Origin of the sequence: Streptomyces sp. PU-14G (assembly GCF_041028275.1) — a bacterium.
Classification (GTDB): domain Bacteria; phylum Actinomycetota; class Actinomycetes; order Streptomycetales; family Streptomycetaceae; genus Streptomyces.
Genome location: NZ_JASKYT010000135.1, coordinates 1 through 18,388, shown reverse-complemented (window position 1 = coordinate 18,388; position 18,388 = coordinate 1). Strand labels below are relative to the sequence as shown.

The 18,388-nt window shown below is 73.0% G+C and carries 14 protein-coding genes; 7 read left to right on the top strand and 7 right to left on the bottom strand.

All coding sequences use genetic code 11. The annotated features are described in order from the left end of the window. Positions 1–122 precede the first annotated feature (122 nt). Complete coding sequence (locus AB8Z75_RS17575) at positions 123–2,420, bottom strand: ABC transporter family substrate-binding protein (RefSeq protein WP_369203022.1); 2,298 nt, start codon at positions 2,418–2,420, stop codon at positions 123–125. 451 nt (positions 2,421–2,871) lie between these two features. On the opposite strand from AB8Z75_RS17575, the gene AB8Z75_RS17570 reads away from it, so the two are divergent. The 5 genes from AB8Z75_RS17570 to AB8Z75_RS17550 all read left to right on the top strand — a co-directional run bounded on the left by AB8Z75_RS17570 (position 2,872) and on the right by AB8Z75_RS17550 (position 7,644). Next, positions 2,872–3,489, top strand: a complete 618-nt coding sequence (locus AB8Z75_RS17570) for a Uma2 family endonuclease (RefSeq protein WP_369203020.1) — start codon at positions 2,872–2,874, stop codon at positions 3,487–3,489. A gap of 156 nt (positions 3,490–3,645) precedes the next feature. Then, positions 3,646–3,933 (top strand): hypothetical protein, encoded by a 288-nt coding sequence (locus tag AB8Z75_RS17565; RefSeq protein WP_242754053.1) that lies wholly within the window; start codon positions 3,646–3,648, stop codon positions 3,931–3,933. A gap of 140 nt (positions 3,934–4,073) precedes the next feature. After that, positions 4,074–4,856 carry a hypothetical protein gene (locus AB8Z75_RS17560; RefSeq protein WP_369203017.1) on the top strand — a complete coding sequence of 261 codons (783 nt, stop codon included), beginning with the start codon at positions 4,074–4,076 and terminating at the stop codon, positions 4,854–4,856. Between the two features lie 26 nt (positions 4,857–4,882). Further along, positions 4,883–6,859 (top strand): fumarate reductase/succinate dehydrogenase flavoprotein subunit, encoded by a 1,977-nt coding sequence (locus tag AB8Z75_RS17555; protein ID WP_369203015.1) that lies wholly within the window; start codon positions 4,883–4,885, stop codon positions 6,857–6,859. Continuing rightward, entirely contained in the window at positions 6,856–7,644 is a 789-nt protein-coding gene (locus tag AB8Z75_RS17550) for a succinate dehydrogenase/fumarate reductase iron-sulfur subunit (RefSeq protein ID WP_369203013.1), read from the top strand. Before AB8Z75_RS17555 ends, AB8Z75_RS17550 begins: the two co-directional genes overlap by 4 nt. Before the next feature lie 45 nt (positions 7,645–7,689). On the opposite strand, the gene AB8Z75_RS17545 is transcribed toward AB8Z75_RS17550, so the two are convergent. After that, positions 7,690–8,274 carry a hypothetical protein gene (locus AB8Z75_RS17545; RefSeq protein ID WP_369203011.1) on the bottom strand — a complete coding sequence of 195 codons (585 nt, stop codon included), beginning with the start codon at positions 8,272–8,274 and terminating at the stop codon, positions 7,690–7,692. A 129-nt stretch (positions 8,275–8,403) separates the two neighbouring features. Between AB8Z75_RS17545 and AB8Z75_RS17540 the strand changes: the two genes are divergently transcribed. Beyond that, positions 8,404–10,035: a sensor histidine kinase gene (locus AB8Z75_RS17540; RefSeq protein WP_369203009.1), complete on the top strand. Its 1,632-nt coding sequence runs from the start codon at positions 8,404–8,406 to the stop codon at positions 10,033–10,035. Positions 10,036–10,048: 13 nt separating this feature from the next. Continuing rightward, positions 10,049–10,765 (top strand): response regulator, encoded by a 717-nt coding sequence (locus tag AB8Z75_RS17535; protein ID WP_369203007.1) that lies wholly within the window; start codon positions 10,049–10,051, stop codon positions 10,763–10,765. On the opposite strand, the gene AB8Z75_RS17530 is transcribed toward AB8Z75_RS17535, so the two are convergent. The 5 genes from AB8Z75_RS17530 to AB8Z75_RS17510 form a co-directional block, all read right to left on the bottom strand. After that, positions 10,739–11,374, bottom strand: a complete 636-nt coding sequence (locus AB8Z75_RS17530; RefSeq protein WP_369203005.1) for a phosphatase PAP2 family protein — start codon at positions 11,372–11,374, stop codon at positions 10,739–10,741. The two genes, AB8Z75_RS17535 and AB8Z75_RS17530, sit on opposite strands and share 27 nt — an antisense overlap. A gap of 350 nt (positions 11,375–11,724) precedes the next feature. Beyond that, positions 11,725–13,719, bottom strand: coding sequence for a SpoIIE family protein phosphatase (locus tag AB8Z75_RS17525; protein WP_369203003.1), 1,995 nt, complete (start codon positions 13,717–13,719; stop codon positions 11,725–11,727). A 372-nt stretch (positions 13,720–14,091) separates the two neighbouring features. Next, on the bottom strand, positions 14,092–16,683 hold the full coding sequence (locus AB8Z75_RS17520; RefSeq protein WP_369203001.1) for a SpoIIE family protein phosphatase: 2,592 nt from the start codon (positions 16,681–16,683) through the stop codon (positions 14,092–14,094). Between the two features lie 116 nt (positions 16,684–16,799). Continuing rightward, entirely contained in the window at positions 16,800–17,003 is a 204-nt protein-coding gene (locus AB8Z75_RS17515) for a DUF2188 domain-containing protein (RefSeq protein ID WP_181856298.1), read from the bottom strand. Positions 17,004–17,330: 327 nt separating this feature from the next. Continuing rightward, positions 17,331–18,083 (bottom strand): GntR family transcriptional regulator, encoded by a 753-nt coding sequence (locus AB8Z75_RS17510; protein WP_369202999.1) that lies wholly within the window; start codon positions 18,081–18,083, stop codon positions 17,331–17,333. Positions 18,084–18,388 lie beyond the last annotated feature (305 nt).

The following is an 18,388-nucleotide window of genomic DNA, read 5'->3' as shown; positions in this document are numbered from 1 at the left end:
CCCCTCCCGAGCCACGCCGGCTCCCGGGCTCGGGAGGGGTGCGCCGGGGTGTGGCCGGCCATCGGCCCGGGGCCCGGAGGCGGCCGGGCCGGCGCCCGGCGTGGCTCGGGAGGGGGGAGGGCTCAGGTGCGGCGGTAGCCGATGTCCTCGTAGCGGGGGGTGCTGAAGCCGAACGCTCCCACGTTGGCGAGGTCCCGCTTGGCGGCGATCAGTTGCGGGCGCTGGTAGAGGGGCAGCGAACCGGCCACCGCCCAGATCCGTGCGTCGGCCTTCTCCATCAGCTCCTTGCGCGCGCCGTCGTCCAGTTCCCCTGCCGCCTGCTCGAAGAGCTGGTCGATCCGGTCGGTCCCCACCCGCGCGTAGTTCTGCTCGACGAGCAGCGAGCCGTCGGACGCGGGCTGCGGCTTGGCGAAGATCGGCCGGGCCTCGGTCGCGGGGAAGGCGGTCGCGGGCCAGGCGTAGAGCGCCAGGTCGTAGTCGCCCGTGGCGATGTGGTCCGTGAAGTAGCTGTCCCCGGGGACTTCCTTGATCTGCGTGCGGATCCCGATTTCGTCGAGCATCTGCGCGATGCGCTCCCCCGTGGCGCGCAGCTGGGCCGAGCCCTTGCCCGCGGGCAGGACGAAGCGCAGGGCCAGCGGTTTGCCGTCCTTGCTGCGTACGGCGCTGGCCGGGTCGACGGCGAGTGCGCGCAGTTCGTCGGCCGTGGCCTGAACCTTCTCTGCCGTCTTCAGCGCCGACTCGGCCCGGCTCAGTTTCCGCTCGGAGCCCGAGTCCCTCGCCGAGGCGAGGCGGGCATGTGCGGCCTGCGCGAGGATGGCGCCGCGCTGGGTGGTGGTCGAGACGGTGAGTCCGAGCGGCTTGTCGACGACCTGCGCGATCTGTGCCGCGGTCAGCCGCGGCACAGAGGCCTCGGCCTCGGCGCGGTAGGGCGCGCGGGCGCCCGCCTGCGGGGACGCGGCGGCGGCCGGCGGCTCGGCCGGTCCGCCCTGGGACTGCTCCCGGTCATCCCCGCCCGCTTCGTCTTCCTTCTTCCCGTCCTCGCCCTTCGGGTGCCCCTCGGCGCCCTTCGGGTGCCCCTCGGCGGAGGGCTCGTCGGCGCCTGCTCCGCTCTTGCCCTGGGCGAGGGGGCCGCCGGCCTTCCAGCCGGCGTCCGCGAGGAGGGACTGCGCGGAGTCGATGTCCTCGCCGCCCACCGCTTCGCTGTTGTCCTGGTAACCGTCCTGGTTGGTCATCCGCAGGTGGCTGCCGAGCGGCTTGTCGGGCAGTCCTGTGCCCTTCAGGGCCTGCTGCGCGAGCTCGTCGCGGTCGATGGCGCGGGCCACGGCACGGCGTACCCGCTCATCGGACAGCGGTCCGCGGGAGCCGTTGAGGGCGAGTTGCGTGTAGGCGGGGTCGAGGGCCCGGCGCACCTCGTAGGAGCCGAGCTGCTCGGCGGTGGCGGCGCCGAACTTCTCCCGGGCCTCGCGCCGGCGCTTCGCGCGCAGCTTCGCCTCCTGTTTCTCGGAGCGCTTCTTCCCCGTGTCGGGGCGCCGCGGGCCGCCGAGACCGTTCGCGACGCCGATCTTCTTCGCCGCGGCGCCGCTGATGTCGGCGACGTCCACCTTCCCCTCGGCCAGCGCCTTGGCGCGCTTGTCGCGGGAGACGGCCGTCAGCACGATGCGGTCGAGTTTCGCGCGCTCGCCCCACCAGTGGGGGTTGCGCCGCAGGACGGTGCGCTCCCGGTCCTTGTCGGCCTTGGCGACCCGGAAGGGCCCTGCCACGGCGGCGAGCTGGGTACGGGAGCCGTCGTTGAAGGCGTGCGGGCTGCTCATCGCCTGCTTCGGGTAGAGCGGGGTGAACAGCGACCGCCAGTCCGCGTAGGGCTTGGCGAAGACGACCTCGACCTCACCCGCGTGCTGCCCCGCGGAGATCTTCTTGATGCGGTCGTATCCGGCGTTCCGCGCCGTCCAGTACGCCTTGTCCTTGCCGCGCAGCGCCTTCCACTGGGCGCGGAAGTCGGCCGCCGACAGGCGGCGGCCGTCGCTCCAGCGTGCCTTCGGGTTGAGCTGGTAGACGACGGTCTGCCGCGGTTCGGTCCCGGTGACCTCGGCGCCGCGCAGGAAGTCCTTGTTGAGCTGGGGCTTTCCGTGCTTGTCGAGGGTGAAGAGCGCGGGCAGGGTCGCTCCGGCGACCCGCTCGGTGGCTTCGGTGGCGTCCGGCTGGAAGACGTTGAAGGTGGTGGGCTTCGCGTCGACCGCCCAGCGCAGGGTGCCACCGGAGGTGACCTGCGCGCGCTCGGTGTCGCGGATGTCGCCGTCCGCGTCCGCCGTGCCCTGCCCGATGCCGGAGCCCGCACCGCCCTGGGAGTCTCCTCCCGCGCTGCAGGCGGCCAGCGGCAGCAGCACACCGGCGACCAGTCCGGCCGCCCATCGCTGGGCCACGCCCCGGTTCGGGCGCTTGCCTGAGCCCTGGTGTCCGCCCGTACGGCGGGGGGAGCCCACTGGCTGTGGCGGCCACGGGGGCCGTGCTGACTCGGCTGGGACGGCTCGCATGCTGAAACCTCCGGGGCTGACCGCGCGCCCGCAACGTCCTCTTTTGGCGGTTTTTGCGGTTCATCACATCTTTTCGCCCCACTCAAAGCGCGGCCAAACCCGGAGTCCGGCAGACACGACGCATGGGCCACGCATGCCACCCGTGCGGCGGACGGAAGCCGGCACCGAAGATCGCGGGCAGCCATCGCCAGGCCCCAGGAGCGCGGCGGTCAGTGGTCAGGCGGAACTCGAACGGGTGAATCGGCGGGAAACCACACCGGCACGTCCCGGACACCGCACACGATCAGCGCGGGGTGTCCGGCCCCGGCGTAGTCTGAGAGAGCCACGAGGAGGACCTGCGATGACCGCCGAACCTGTGATGGAGCCGGTGACGAAGGCAATGGACCCCATCGACCTGCTGATCGCGTTCGAGGAGGCGTCCGACGAGCCGATTTGTCCGCAGTACATCGAGGGGATGGCCATCGTGCCACCGCAGCCCGACTACCAGCACAACGATGCCGTGCTCAACCTTGTGATCCAGTTCCGTGAGGCCGGCTTTCGCCACACTGGGCTGTGCACTGGCTTCCGTGCTACCGCCGGAGCGAAGACGCGAAGTCTCGTGGTGCCCGACTTCTTCGTACTCCACCGCCGCCCCAGCGACCTGGACGAGGCTTACCGCAAGGCCCATCACGGCTGGTACTCGGCCGACCTCCTGGCCCTGGTGGGTGAGATCACCTCCAGCAACCACGAAGTGGACACCGGCCCGAAGTACCGGAGCTACGCCGCCGCCGGCGTCCCCGTCTACGTGCTCATCCACCGCAAGGCAGGCAAGGCCTACGCGTTCTCCGACCCGGTCGTGGATGAGGGCGAGGACGGCGAGGCCCGGTACAAGACGACGTGCGAGGTCTCCCTCGGGGACCCGTTGCCGCTGCCCGCCCCCTACCCCGGGCTGGACACCGCCGCTCTCGTGTCGGACTGAGGCGCCGAACCGCCGCGTGGCAACTTCGCGCCCCGCGCGAAGTGACCCGTACGGGCGGAAAGACGTGTCGCACTCTTCACAAGGGGGAGTGTGACGCGCAACACTCGCCAGGCGCATGGACCAAGCCGGCCGCCACCTAGCGGAGGTGGGCAACTCATGTCTCTGCACGATGAACTGACGGTCGCTCAGCGCTGTCTGGACGATCTCGCACGCTGCGTCAGCCGGCTCGAACAGCACGTCGGCAGCGGGTTGGAGATCCGGCGGATGCGCAGCGACGCCGAGCACCTGCGGGAGTCGCTCTCCCTGTTGAGAGCCACCGCGCCGCGGCAGCCCGGTGCGCCGCGCGCCGAGATGGTGACGATTTCCGACCAGCCCTACGACCCCGGCCTGTGGACGGATGTCGACGACGAGGGGCTCGGGGCGCGCGACCGGCACGCACCGTGACTCGGTGGATACTGCGAGTCCATGGCAGGCCCTTGCCGCCCTGATCCCCGTCGTCTCTTCCGGAGATTCCGTTGGCCACTGGCACCGAACCCCAACAGAACGCGGGGCCCCGACAGACCGCGGGCCCCCAAGCCACCGGCGTGCGCGGGAGCACGCGCGCCGCCATCGCCGCACCGCACCTGCGCAAGGACCGCTGGTGGCTGGCGCCCGCCGTCACCGTGCTCGGGCTGCTGGCGTTCGTCGTCTACTCCACCTGGCGCGCGTTCGCAGGCGCCGACTACTACCACGCGCCCTACGTCTCGCCGTTCTACTCGCCGTGCCTGGCGGACAACTGCGCGACGATGAAGGGCGGGCCCAACTGGGCGCTGTTCGGCCAGTGGTGGGGGCTCTCGCCCGCGCTGCTCATCCTGATCTTCCCGCTGGGCTTCCGGCTCACCTGCTACTACTACCGCAAGGCCTACTACCGCGGCTTCTGGGCCTCTCCCCCGGCCTGTGCGGTGGCCGAGCCGCACAAGACGTACTCCGGCGAGACCCGCTTTCCGCTGATCCTGCAGAACATCCACCGCTACTTCTTCTACGCGGCGCTGCTCGTCGCGGCGGTCCTCACCTGGGACACCCTGCTCGGCTTCCGCAACGCGGAGTACGAGTGGGGACACATGGGTGCGGGCACCCTGGTCTTCCTCGTCAACATCGTGCTGATCTGGGCGTACACCCTCTCGTGCCACTCCTGCCGGCACATCGTGGGCGGCCGGCTGCGGCACTTCTCCAAGCACCCGGTGCGCTACCGCATGTGGGGCTGGGTCGGAAAGCTCAACGAGCGGCACATGCTGCTCGCCTGGGCCTCGCTGATCAGCGTGGCGCTCGCGGACTTCTACGTCTACCTGCTGGCCACCGGCGCGTTCACCGACCCGCGCTTGTTCTGAAGAGATGTGAGAGGGAAGACAGCGACATGGCACACGTCGAACGCCACCAGTGGGACGTCGTCATCATCGGCGCGGGCGGCGCCGGGCTGCGCGCCGCGATCGAGGCGCGCGAGAGGGGGCTGCGCACCGCGGTGATCTGCAAGTCCCTCTTCGGCAAGGCCCACACGGTGATGGCCGAGGGCGGCATCGCCGCCAGCATGGGCAACGTCAACGAGGGCGACAACTGGCAGGTCCACTTCCGCGACACGATGCGCGGCGGCAAGTTCCTCAACCAGTGGCGGATGGCCGAGCTGCACGCCCGGGAGGCCCCCGACCGCGTGTGGGAGCTGGAGACCTGGGGGGCGCTGTTCGACCGTACGAAGGACGGGCGGATCTCGCAGCGCAACTTCGGCGGCCACGAGTACCCGCGCCTCGCGCACGTCGGCGACCGCACGGGCCTGGAGCTGATCCGCACGCTCCAGCAGAAGGTCGTCTCCCTCCAGCAGGAGGACTTCAAGGAGAGCGGCGACTACGAGGCGCGCATCAAGGTCTTCCAGGAGTGCACCGTCACGCGGATCCTGAAGGAGGACGGCGACGGCGGTGACGACGGCAGAGTGAGCGGCGCCTTCTGCTACGAGCGGGAGAGCGGCCGTTTCTTCGTGCTGGAGGCGCCGGCGGTGGTGCTGGCTACCGGCGGCATCGGCAAGTCGTTCAAGGTGACCTCCAACTCCTGGGAGTACACCGGGGACGGGCACGCGCTGGCGCTGCTGGCCGGGGCCTCGCTGATCAACATGGAGTTCGTGCAGTTCCACCCCACCGGGATGGTCTGGCCGCCGTCGGTGAAGGGCATCCTGGTCACCGAGTCGGTGCGGGGCGACGGCGGGGTGCTGCGCAACTCCGAGGGCAAGCGGTTCATGTTCGACTACGTGCCGGACGTCTTCAAGGAGAAGTACGCCGAGTCCGAGCAGGAGGCCGACGGCTGGTACGAGGACCCGGACAGCAACCGCCGCCCGCCCGAGCTGCTGCCGCGGGACGAGGTGGCCCGCGCCATCAACGCCGAGGTCAAGGCCGGGCGCGGCTCCCCGCACGGCGGCGTCTTCCTGGACGTCTCCACCCGGATGCCCGCCGAGACGATCAGGCGGCGGCTGCCCTCGATGCACCACCAGTTCCGCGAGCTGGCGGACGTGGACATCACGGCCGAGCCGATGGAGGTCGGCCCCACCTGCCACTACGTCATGGGCGGCGTGGACGTCGACTCGGACACCGCGGCGGCCCGCGGCGTGCCGGGCCTGTTCGCGGCGGGCGAGGTCGCCGGCGGGATGCACGGCTCCAACCGGCTGGGCGGCAACTCGCTGTCCGACCTGCTGGTCTTCGGGCGGCGCGCCGGCCTGCACGCGGCGGAGTACGCCCGCGCGTGCGCGGACGGGCGCCCGGCTGTGGGCGCCGGGCAGGTCGACGCGGCGGCGGCCGAGGCGCTGCGCCCGTTCGGCGAGGCGGACGCCCCCGCGACTGCCGGGGACCCTGAGAGCCCCGCTCGCGAGCGCCGCCCCGCGGAGAACCCGTACGCGGTCCACCAGGAGCTCCAGCAGTCCATGAACGAGCTGGTCGGCATCATCCGGCGCGAGGAGGAGATGTCCGAGGCGCTGGAACGCCTCGCCGACCTGCGCGAGCGCGCCGCGCGCGCCACGGTGGAGGGCCACCGGCAGTTCAACCCCGGCTGGCACCTCGCGCTCGACCTGCGCAACATGCTGCTGGTCAGCGAGTGCGTGGCCCGTGCCGCGCTCAACCGCACCGAGTCGCGCGGCGGGCACACCCGCGACGACTACCCGGAGATGGACCGCGAGTGGCGCCGCGCCAACCTCGTCTGCGCCCTCAAGGCGGCGGCCGAGGGCAGGGGGGAGCGCGCCGAGCGGATCAGCCTCCGCCGCCGCGAGATGCCGCCGATCCGCAAGGACCTCCTTGAGCTGTTCGAGAAGGAGGAGTTGATCAAGTACCTGACCGACGAGGAGCTGACGAGCGAGTGACTACCGCACCGGACACGACGAGCTACGACGCGCACTTCAAGGTCTGGCGCGGCGATGTGGACGGCGGCGGTCTTGAGGACTTCACCGTCGAGGTCAACGAGGGCGAGGTCGTCCTCGACATCATCCACCGCCTCCAGGCCACCCAGGCACCCGACCTCGCGGTGCGCTGGAACTGCAAGGCGGGCAAGTGCGGCTCGTGCAGCGCCGAGATCAACGGACGGCCGCGGCTGCTGTGCATGACCCGCATGTCGGTCTTCGAGCGCGCCGAGACGATCACCGTGACCCCGCTGCGGGCCTTCCCCGTGGTGCGGGACCTGGTCACCGACGTCGGGTTCAACTACCAGAAGGCGCGCGAGGTCCCCGCGTTCGTGCCGCCGCAGGAGCTGGCGCCCGGCGAGTACCGGATGCAGCAGGAGGACGTCGGGCGCTCGCAGGAGTTCCGCAAGTGCATCGAGTGCTTCCTGTGCCAGGACACCTGCCACGTGGTCCGCGACCACGAGGAGAACAAGACGGCGTTCGCCGGGCCGCGCTTCCTGATGCGGGTCGCCGAACTGGACATGCACCCGCTGGACGCCGCCGACCGGGAGGGCCTGGACCGCAAGTCCGCCGCCCAGGACGAGCACGGGCTCGGCTACTGCAACATCACCAAGTGCTGCACCGAGGTGTGCCCGGAGAACATCCGCATCACGGACAACGCCCTCATCCCGCTCAAGGAGCGGGCCGCCGACCGCAAGTACGACCCGCTGGTCTGGCTCGGCAACAAGATCCGCCGCCGGCAGGGGTGATGTTCCTCCCGGCCCCCGGGCGGCGCGCCCAGGGGCCGGGCACCGTCAGCTCTCCGCGAGCACCGAGAGGAAGTCGGCGACCAGCTCCGGCGGGTTGGCCGCGCTGCTGAGCTCGAACATCTCCTCCGGGTCGAACATGTCGTAGAGGATGACGGGCACCGGACGCCCCAGGGCCCGTACCAGGTCGCCGTCGGCGTGCAGTTCCCCGGCCACGTCGACGCAGAGCGCGTGGAACGCGCCCTCCAACCGCGCAGCGCGCTCGTCCTGCACCTCTTCCGGGGCGTCGTCCTCGTACCAGAGCCCGGCCGCCTCGGACTCGGCGCGGTGCAGCTCGGCACCGCGCGGATCGTGCTCCTCGTCGTGGCCGAGGACGCGGACACCTTCCAGGCCCGAGGGCGGGAAGTACGCGTAGCTCCACCGCACCTCCCACGGGTCGGCGGCGCTGGAGACGGCGAGCTGCCTGGCCACCTCACCCTCCGTGACGTAGCCGACAGCCAGGTGGGGAAAGCGGGGATCCTGGTCGACGGCGTCGATCCGGAACGTGACCGCGTAGATGCCGCCGTCCGCGTCCGGGGGAAACTCCGCCACAGCGCGCGCCACCGCCTGTCTCATGTGCTGCCGGAAGGTCATGGGGCGCTCTCCTGGGTGTCGCGGGTGTGGAGGGAACTCTAGTGCGAGAGGGAGAACTCCGAGTTCCGCGTACGGGCATGGGACTTTCGGCAGTACCGCGCTCGCCCGCGGCCCTCTACCGTCGCTCCCGTGAACGAGGCCGTACCTACGAAGTCCCCCGCCGCCGGCGGCCCGCGGCGGGCAGCCGGACGCGGGTCGACGGCCCCGCGCCCGCTGGTCGCCCGATGCCTGCCGGCGGCTCGCCGCCTGCGCACGAGCGGGCACCTGGCCGCGGTGGGCGCCGGGGGCACCGCCGTCCTCGCCGTGACGGCAGGCCCGTGGTGGATCGCCGCGACCGCAGGGTGCGCGTTTGTGGCCGGGCTGCGGCGGGGCAGCGGCCGGATCGCCGCGCTGCTGCTGGCCGCGGTCCTCGCCGTGGCCATGGTGAGCGCGCTGACGGTGGCGGCCTCGCTGACGCCCGGCACGCGCTTCGTGGCGGTGGTGCTCCTCGCGGGCATGCTGCCCTGGTGCGCGGGCCGCTTCTGGAGGCAGTACCGGCAGCTTGCACGGGCCGGCTGGGAGCGGGCCGCGCAGCTGGGGCGCGAGCGGCAACTGGTCGCCGAGCAGGCGCGGGAGCGGGAGCGGACCCGCATCGCGCAGGACATGCACGACGCGCTCGGGCACGAGCTGGGCCTGCTCGCCCTCTCCGCGAGCGCGCTGAAGCTGGCGCCCGGCCTGGCCCCTGAGCACCGTGCGTCCGCCGCCGACATCCGCCGCCGGGCCGAGGCCGCCGTCGACCGGCTCGGTGAGGTCATCGGCGTCCTGCGTGCCTCGGGCGAGACCGCGCCCGTACGCCCCGCGGACACCAGCGTCACCCGCCTGCTGGAGCAGGCCTCCGCCTCCGGGCTGGCCGTCACCGCGTACGTGGACGAGCACACCGACGACACGGCGTCGGCCGCCGCACCACCCCGCGCGGTCCAGAGCGCCGCGCACCGCGTCGTACAGGAAGCCCTCACGAACGTCGCCAAGCACGCACCGGGCGCCGCCGTCACAGTCCGCGTGACGCGTACCGACACCGACACCGGCTCCGGTGCCGGTACCGGCACCATCGGCACCAGCACCAACGGCGGTGGCACCTTCGGCGGTGGCGGGTCCGGTCCGGCAGCCGTCGGGGGGACGCGGGTCGAGGTGGTCAACGGGCCCGGTCCTGGCGGCGCTCCCGAGCAGCGAGCCGCAGGAGGAGGGCACGGGCTGCCGGGACTCGGCGAACGGGTCCGGCTGGTGGGCGGGTCGCTCCGGCACGGGCCGACTCCGGACGGCGGTTTCGCCGTCCGGGCGGTACTCCCCCACACGCGCCCGCCCCGTCCGGCGCCGATGACGGCCGCCACCCCCGAAGCGCCCTTCGCGGGCGAACGGCGGCGCGCCCGGCGGGCGCTGGGCCGTACGGCACTCACCGCCGTGACCTCCTGCCTGCTCACCGGCGCCCTGCTGGGCGGCGCCCTGACGTGGTGGGACATGCTGAGGACCGAACAGGCGGTGCTGGCGGCCGAGGACTTCGGCCGACTGCGGGTCGGGCAGCAGCGGGAGCGGATCGCCCCGCTCCTGCCCGACACGCAGACCCGGCACCGGCCCGCGCACGCCCCGCCACCGCCGCAGGAGCCCGGTACGAGATGCGAGTACTACGCCATGACCGCCAACCCGTTCGACGACCGCTCGGGCGACGTCTACCGGCTCTGCTTCCGCGCGGGCACGCTGGTGTCCGCCCGGGCGCTGCGCTCGTGAGGGAGCGGCGCCGGTGAACGGGTCGCCGGCGGACGGACCGGCGGTGACCGGGGCGGCGGTAATCCGCGTCCTGCTCGCGGACGACGAGCCCCTGGCCCGTACGGGCGTGCGGGCGATCCTGGCCACCGACCCCGGTATCGAGGTCGTCGCCGAGGCGGGCGACGGGCACGAGGCCGTGGAACTGGCGCGTCGGCACCGCCCCGACGTGGCGGTCCTCGACATCCGGATGCCGAAGGCGGACGGCATCGAGGCGCTGGCCGCACTGCGCCGGTCGGTGCCCGGCACCCGGGCCGTGATGCTGACGACGTTCGGCGAGGACGACTACATCCTCCGGGCGCTGAGCGGCGGGGCCGCCGGTTTCCTGGTCAAAGCGGGCGAGCCGGAGGAACTGCTCGCGGGCGTACGGGCGGTGGCCGAGGGCGCCGCCTATCTCTCCCCCAAGGTCGCGGCCCGTGTGGTGGCGCATCTCGCCGCCTCCGACGCCGGGGCCGCGGCCGGGCGCCGCTCCACGGCGCGGGCCCGGGTCGGGGAGCTGACGCCCCGCGAGCGGGAGGTCCTCGCCCACCTGGGCGCGGGGCGCTCCAACGCGCAGATCGCGCGGCGGCTGCGGGTGGTGGAGGGGACGGTGAAGGCACACGTCAGCTCGATCCTCGCCGGTCTGGGCGTCGACAACCGCGCCGCGGCCGCGGTCGTGGCCCACGAGTCAGGGCTCGTGCCGCCGCCGGGCTGACCGCGGCCGGACCGACAGCGCCGCCACCATGACCACGGTGCCCAGGACGGCACCCGCCAGCACGTCGTGCGGGTAGTGCACCCCCACCAGGACGCGCAGCAGTGCGGCGGCCACCGCCAGGGGCAGCGTGACCGCGGCGAGCCGGGGCCGCGTCAGGGCGAGGCCGACGGCGAGGGCGGCGGCCAGGGTGGCGTGGTTGCTCGGGAACGACCAGTCGCCCGTCGGCGGGCACTCGGCGAGCGGGTCGGTTCCGGTGAGCGCCCGGCACGGCCGCTCCTCGTCGGCCACCAGTTTCAGCCCCTCGCTCAGCGCGTACGCCACGCTCGTGCCGATCCCCGTCAGCACGGCGCCCGTTCCCAGCACAGGGTCCCTGGTGCGCCACGCGCGCACGCCGGTCCACAGCAGGAGCAGCCCGAGAGCGACGAGGGTGGCCTCGGTGGCCAGTTCGAAGAGTCCGCCGAGCCATCCGGGCCCCTGGGAGGCGGCCTCGCTCAGCTCCCGGTACGCGGAGGCGGAGAAGCCGTCCGTGATCCGTACGGGGGCCTGCCGGCCGAGCCCGCCCGGCGAGAGCGCCCACAGCGCTGCGGCACCGGTCGCCAGGGCCGCCACCGCCGTGAGCGCGCCGCGCGCGCTCGGCCGCCTCCGGACACCTCGCCGCCTGGCGTGCGGGTCCTGCTGCCCCGCACGCGGGCCCGGGCCCGGGTGTCCCGCAGGTGCCCTTCGTTCTTCGCTGCGAGTGGGTCGTTCTGCTGGCGTGCTTCGTCGTTCCGTGACCATGCGGGGAACGTACGGGCGGGGCGGGCACGTGCCCCGGCCCGAAAGTCGGGTCGGGGCTCTGCCTTTCGTCAGGGTTGACACCGCGTCGGGGTTGACACCGCGTCGGGGTCGACAGCGCGTCAGGGCCGATCGGCGGGCCGTCCGGGGCGGCGGCCCGGCCTCAGGAGAGGCTGAGCAGCGCCTCAGAAGAGGCTGAGCAGCGCTTCGGTCGGGTCCGGTGCCACGGTGCCCGACTCGGGGCGGGGCAGCTGGAACCAGACGGCCTTGCCCGAGGGCACCCGGCGGCTGCCCCAGCCCGTGCTGAGCAGGTCGACCAGTTGGAGGCCGCGACCACCCTCGTCGGTGTCGTGGGCCCGGCGGCGGCGCGGCTGCACCTGCCCGGCGTCCCACACCTCGCACACCAGCGTGTGCTCCAGCAGCAGCCGCAGCCGGATGTTGCCCTCGCCGTACCGCAGGGCGTTGGTGACCAGTTCGCTCACCAGCAGCTCGGTGGTGTCACCGAGCGCTTCCAGGTCCCAGGCGGTCAGCTGTTCGCGGGCCAGCTCGCGGGCGCGGGCGACCGAGCGCGGCTCGGGCGGCAGCGTCCAGTCGCCCACGTTGCCGCCGTCCAGCCCCTGCACCCGTGCCACCAGCAGCGCGATGTCGTCCTCGCCGTGGTGCACGTTGAGGGTGCGCAGGACGCGGTCGGCGGTGTCCTCCAGCGGCTCGGCGGCGTCGGTGAGGGCCGAGCGGAACCGGTCGAGGCCCTCGTCCAGCGGGTGGTCGCGGGACTCGACCAGGCCGTCGGTGTAGAGCGCGAGCATGGCGCCCTCGGGCAGTTCGACCTCGATCTCCTCGAAGGGCTCGCCGCCCACCCCCAGCGGCACCCCCTTGGGCACTTCCAGCAGCAGCGCGGACTCGTCCGCCGGCTCCAGCAGGATGGGCGGCAGGTGCCCGGCGTTGGCGAACGTGCAGCGCCGCGAGACCGGGTCGTAGACGGCGTAGATGCAGGTGGCCAGGTAGACCTCGGACAGGTCGGCGTCGGCGCCGCGGTAGGCGCGCTGGGTGTGCTGCTGGCGGCGCGCGTCGCCCAGGCCGCGGGCGATCTCGTCGAGGGCGCCGAGGACCTCGGCGGGTTCCATGTCGGTCAGCGCCAGCGTGCGCACGGCGGTGCGCAGCTCGCCCATGGCGACAGCCGCGCGCAGCCCGCGGCCCATCACGTCACCGACGACGATGGCGGTGCGGTGGCCGGGCAGTTCGATGACGTCGAACCAGTCGCCGCCGACCTCGGTGGCCGGGTTGCCCGGCAGGTAGCGGCAGGCGATCTCCAGCCCGGCCGCCTCCGGGTCGCCCGGCGGCAGCAGGCTGCGCTGCAGTATGAGGGCGCGCTCGTGTTCCCTGCGGTAGAGGCGGGCGTTGTCGATGCAGACGGCGGCGCGGGCGGCCAGTTCGGCGGCGAGCGCGCCGTCCCGCTCGCCGAACGGTTCGCTGCCCTTGGCCCGGGAGAACTGCGCCAGCCCCAGCACCCGGTCCCTGGCGACCATGGGCACCGCGAGCGTGGACTGGACGACGGCGCCGAACTGGGCGGGAACGCTGCCGTCCTGGCCGGGGATGTTCTGCACCCGCCCGGTGCGCAGCGCGGTGGCGTAGGGCGAGTGCTCGGCGTAGCAGTGCGTGGAGCCCACTTCGGCGGGCTGTCCGGGCTGCGCGCCGGCGAGCCCGCTGCCGTTGCAGCGTGCCGCCGCGGTGGTCTCGCCCGCGGCCTCGCTCATCCTGGCTTCCTCGTCGGGCAGCCCGAGGGCGTAGGGCGCGTCCGCGACGGCGCTGGCGAAGGCCACTCTGCGCAGCTCGCCCCGGGGCGCGCCGAGGGGCTCGCGGCGCCGCCGGGGCAGCTCGGGGCGCGGGGTGTGGCCCGGTGCGGCGCCGATGCCGCGGGCGGGGCCCGTGTCGCCGAACCCGTCGGCGTCGTCGGGGCCCGGCGGTCCGACGGGGCGGGGTTCGTCTCCCGCCAGCACGCTCTCGTACAGATCGACGGAGGCCAGGTCGCAGAACTGCGGCACTGCCACGTCCAGCAGTTCGCGGGCCGTGGTCTCCAGGTCCAGCGAGTTGCCGATCCGCGCGCCTGCGGCGTTCAGCAGAGCCAGGGCACGACGTACGTCGTCCTGCTTACCGGCCGCCTCCACCGGGATATCGCTCAATGCCGCCCCTTCCACTGCCGGTGCTCGCCTCCGGTCCGAGCAGTGTGGCAGCCCGGAGAGGAATCCGGAGCCCGCTCTTCCCGATCGCCACAAGTCTCCTTGCCGCGACGAGGCAACATGCGCACACCCCCCGCTGTCCACGGGGGCCACCTCTGTCTCCTAACCAGCGAGCGGGGTGTCGAACCCTGGGAGGACGCACGGTTGGCAGGCCGTCCGTGTACCCGCTCGGCGCCACCCCACGCCACCCTGCCCCACCGGGCCCTCGCCGTGTGAAGTGTGTTCGCAGGAGGTGTGGGAGTTGTCGAAGAGCGTGGCGGGAACCGTGCCGCAGGGCGTGGCACGCGCCGCGCCGGGGAGGGGCCGAGGACCCGTTCAGTCAAGTGGCAGTTCGAACCAGACCGTCTTGCCCTCGGGCCCGACCCGGGTGCCCCAGCGGCGGGCCTGGCCCGCCACCAGTTGGATGCCCCTGCCGCCCTCCTGCTCCTCGGTGACGACCCGCTCGCGCGGCGGCTCGGGCATCGGGTCGGAGACCTCCACGACCAGCACCCGCTCCTGTGAGGCGGCCCGCTGCCCGGTGTCCCGCACCATCCGGACCCCGATAGGGCCGCGCGCGTACCGCAGCGCGTTGGTCACCAGTTCGCTCACCAGCAGCACCCCGGTGTCCTCCAGCTCCGTGAGCCCCCACTCGTGCAGGGTCCGGCGTACGGCTTCCCTCGCCCGCCGCACCGCGTAGTCGCCCGTGGTGAACGACCAGGAGGCGGCGGTGTCCCCGGGGAGCCCGCCCAGCCGCGCCATCAGCAGCGCCACGTCGTCCCTGGTGCTCAGCCGCCCTTCGCCCGGGCCGCTCTGTTCGCGCAGCGACGAGATCAGCACGTCGCACGCGTTCTCGATGCCGCCGCACCCGGTGTCCTCCACCGGTCCCGGTGAGACGTAGCCGCCCGCCCCGTCCCACGAGAAGCCGGGCTCGGGCTCCCTGCGGCGCCTGGAGGGCCCGGCCAGCAGCCCGCACACCCGGTCGATGCCCTCGGTGATGTCCTCTCCCGGGCTCTCGACGAGCCCGTCGGTGTAGAGGACGAGCACGCTGCCCTCCTCGATCTCCACCTCCGTCAGGTCCCAGGCGCCGTCCAGGGCCGACCCGATCCCCAGGGGCGTGCCCGAGGGGACGTCGACGGGCCGCGCCCGGCAGCCGCCGTCGGGCTCCGGCGTGACGAGCAGCGGCGGGACGTGGCCCGCGCTCGCCAGGGTGAGCACCCCGCACCGCTTGCCCGCCGAGGTGGGCGCCGGCTCGTAGACGGCGTACAGGCAGGTGGCCATCATCGGTTCGTCGGGGCCGTGGGAGAGGTCGTCGCCGACGGTGCTGACGCGGGCGAGCAGCTCGTCGGGCGGCAGATCGAGCCCGGCCAGGGTGCGGACCGCCGTGCGCAGCCGGCCCATGGTGACGGCCGAGTGCAGCCCGTGCCCCATCACGTCCCCGACGACGAAGGCGACCCGCCCGCCCGGCAGCGGGATGACGTCGAACCAGTCGCCGCCCACCTCCGTGCCGCTGCTGCCGGGCACGTAGCGGTAGGCGAGGACCACGCCGGGCGGCTCGGGGATGTGCTGCGGCAGCAGGCTCCGTTGCAGCATCAGCGCGCCCTCGCGCTCGCGCGCGTAGAGCCGGGCGTTGTCGAGGAAGGTGGCGGAGCGGTCGGCCAGCTCGACGGCGAGCGCCCGGTCGTCGTCGACGAAGGCCTCCCGGTTCTCGGCGCGGCTGACGACCAGCAGACCGAGACCCGTGCCGCGGGCCCGCAGCGGGACGGCCATCAGCGAGTGCACGTTCAGCTCCAGGGTGGCGTCCGTCCTGGGGTCACCCGTCTTGGTGGCGCGCAGGATCTCCTCGGGAGAGGTGGCCAGCTGCGGCTCGCCGCTGTCCAGCGCCCGGCCGAGCAGGGAGTCGCGCGCGTAGACGATCCCGCTGCCGAGCCGCAGCAGCCGCTCCACGCGTGCGCCCGCGTGCCGGGCGGCGAATCCCAGCAGGTGCAAAGGGGTGCCCACGGGGATGACCGGCTCCGGCAGGTCTCCCCCCTCGGCGACCTCGCCGCGCAGCAGCACACTCGCGTAGTCGGCGAAGCGGGGCACGAGCGCCCCGGTGACCGCCTGCGAGATCGCGCGGACGTCGAACCGGTCGCCCAGCGCCACCCCGAGGTGGTCCAGCAGCGCGAGCCGGCCGCGCGCCGCCTCCGCCTTGTTGAGCGCCTCCAGCCGCTCGGTGACGTCCATGACGGTGCAGCTCACCCCGAACACCTCGCCACCGCGGTCGCTCAGTCGCGCGTACGAGACGGAACGGGCGCCGCCGCCGTCGAGCGAGGGGGTCACCACGTCGACGACGGAGCGGCCGGTCTCCAGCACGCCGGCCTGGATCTGCATGACCTCCTCGGCCATCGCGGCGGGCAGCAGCGCCTCGGCGGTGCGGCCCACCAGATCGGTGTCCGAGGCGTCGACCAGCCGCACAAGAGACTCGTTGTAGCGCATGAGGCGCCGGTCGGTGTCGAAGAGGGCGATGCCCAGGGGCGAGGAGGCGAACAGCGCGTCGAGGGCCGCCAGGTCGTGCTCGACGGCCCTCAGACGGCTGGTCTCCACGATGTTGGCCAGGACGAACGGATGGTGCTCGGTGTCGCGCAGCAGCGATCCGCGGCCCTCGACCTCGACGACCGACCCGTCCCGGTGACGGATGTTCAGGTTGCCGCGCCAACCGTGCGTACGGCGCAGGGCCTCCACGCGGGCCCGGCGCTCCTCGTCGCCGCTGACGATGAGCCCTTCGATGGGGCGGCCGATCGTCTCCTCGGCGGACCAGCCGAGGATCTCCTGCGCCGCAGGGCTCCACACCAGGACATCGCCCCGCCCGTCGAGCATGACGATCCCGATGCGCAGCGTGTCGAGAAGCGGGGTCGCTCGTCGCGCCCCGCCGACGGGTTCGGTGCTCACACGGCCCACGTCCCTGGTCGGGATCGGATGGCAGGCTCGGCCGGTCGGCCTCCCGAAGCCCAAGGGCCGGGCGGAACCGGTCAAGGTGGGAGAATTATCCACATTCGCATCGACGACTACCCGCTGACCGCCTGTACCGACCCGTCGGACCGCTGGTGCTCCACCAGATAGCCGTCACCCCGTTCCCCCAGCCGCTCGGCGAGGTGCAGAGCCTCGGCCCGGGTGGCGTAGCTGCCGACGCGGTAGCGATTGCCGTGGCAGTCCTGGCGTATGAGCCGCCAGGGCCGCACCGCCTCACTGTCGCCGCTCACACTTTGCATATGCCGGACCCTACGCCCGGCCCTCACTCACCGCATTCGACTTTGCACAAAGGGACAACATTTTCGGCCACCAGTTCGCCCCGACGAGCGCACGGGACCGGGCCACGGGGCCCGGCTTCGGTAACGGAGGGCGACGCACCTTCTCACCGCCAAGCACCCCCTCACCAATGGGCGCCCGCCTCACCAACGAGCATCCCCTCACCGGCAGGGCTCCGACGCGTCACCCCCTCAGCAGGTGACGCGCGACCCCACAGGTAGGCCCACACCGCCCTCACCGCCCTCACCGACAGGGCGGCTCGCCACCGCTCAGCCAGGCGGGCGGGCCCGTCACCTCACGGGCAGGTGGTAGGCGAGCTTGAAGCGGTCGGCCGGCACCACCACGTCCGCCGTCTCCACGGCGCGCTTTCCGGCGAAGTACGTCCGCGCCACCACCAGCACCGCGCGACCCGGCACACCGCCGAGCGCGGCCATCTCCTCGGCCCGGCCGGGGCGGGAGCCGACCTCCTCGGTGACGTTGTCGACGACCAGGTCGATCGCCGCCATCCGCTCCACCACCCCCCGGCCGCCCAGCGGCCCCTCCTCCGGGAGCATCACAGGCGTGCGGCCCGTGAGCGCCAACGGCTCCCACGAGGTGGACAGCATCACCGGCTCCCCCTCGACCTGGAAGACGTACCGGGTACGCATCACCTTGTCGCCCGGCTCGATGAACAGCCGCTCGGCGGTCTCGTGCGAGGCCTCCTCGCGCTCACTCTGCGACTCCCAGGTGCCCCGCACCCGCTCGTCGGACTGCTCCTGACGGAAGGGGGTGCACTCCTCCATGGACCGGTACCCCGTACGCGCCACGCGGCGCGCCGAGGGCAACTCCCGCACGTAGGTGCCCGAGCCCGACCGGCCCTCGACCAGCCCCTCCGCCATCAGCACCTTCCGGGCCTCCAGCGCGACCGTGTCGGAGACGCCGTACTCCTCGCGGATCCGGGCCTGCGAGGGGAGCCGGGCGTGCGGTGGCAGGGAGCCGTCGGAGATCTTCTTGCGCAGGTCCGAGGCCACCCGCAGATACGCGGGCTGTTCACCGAATGGCACGAATGCCCTCCCCGTTCCGGCCTGCCAGCGCGAGCGCTGGATCGTGCGAGTGATGCTGACGGTCAGCAACAGCTTGGCAACAGAGGGTTGTTGGCCGCAACGGTCGGCCAAAGTTTCACCCGATGTGATGAGACCCTGCTCAGGGCCCACACATTCGACGCCACAGGCACACCCGCCCGGCATGCGCAGCCGGCACACGACCGGCAGATGACCGGCATACGACCGGCGTGTGCGCCCCGCACGCGCAGCCGACGAACACGGCGTCACCCAGGGCCGTTCGCCACCCCATCCACCCCATCTACCCC

What these genes read in the sequence shown, in the direction of transcription:
- AB8Z75_RS17570 (WP_369203020.1), top strand. Translation starts at nt 2,872, where the DNA reads ATGACCGCCGAACCTGTGATGGAGCCGGTGACGAAGGCAATGGACCCC.
- AB8Z75_RS17565 (WP_242754053.1), top strand. Translation starts at nt 3,646, where the DNA reads ATGTCTCTGCACGATGAACTGACGGTCGCTCAGCGCTGTCTGGACGAT.
- AB8Z75_RS17555 (WP_369203015.1), top strand. Translation starts at nt 4,883, where the DNA reads ATGGCACACGTCGAACGCCACCAGTGGGACGTCGTCATCATCGGCGCG.
- AB8Z75_RS17545 (WP_369203011.1), bottom strand. Translation starts at nt 8,274, where the DNA reads ATGACCTTCCGGCAGCACATGAGACAGGCGGTGGCGCGCGCTGTGGCG.
- AB8Z75_RS17515 (WP_181856298.1), bottom strand. Translation starts at nt 17,003, where the DNA reads ATGCAAAGTGTGAGCGGCGACAGTGAGGCGGTGCGGCCCTGGCGGCTC.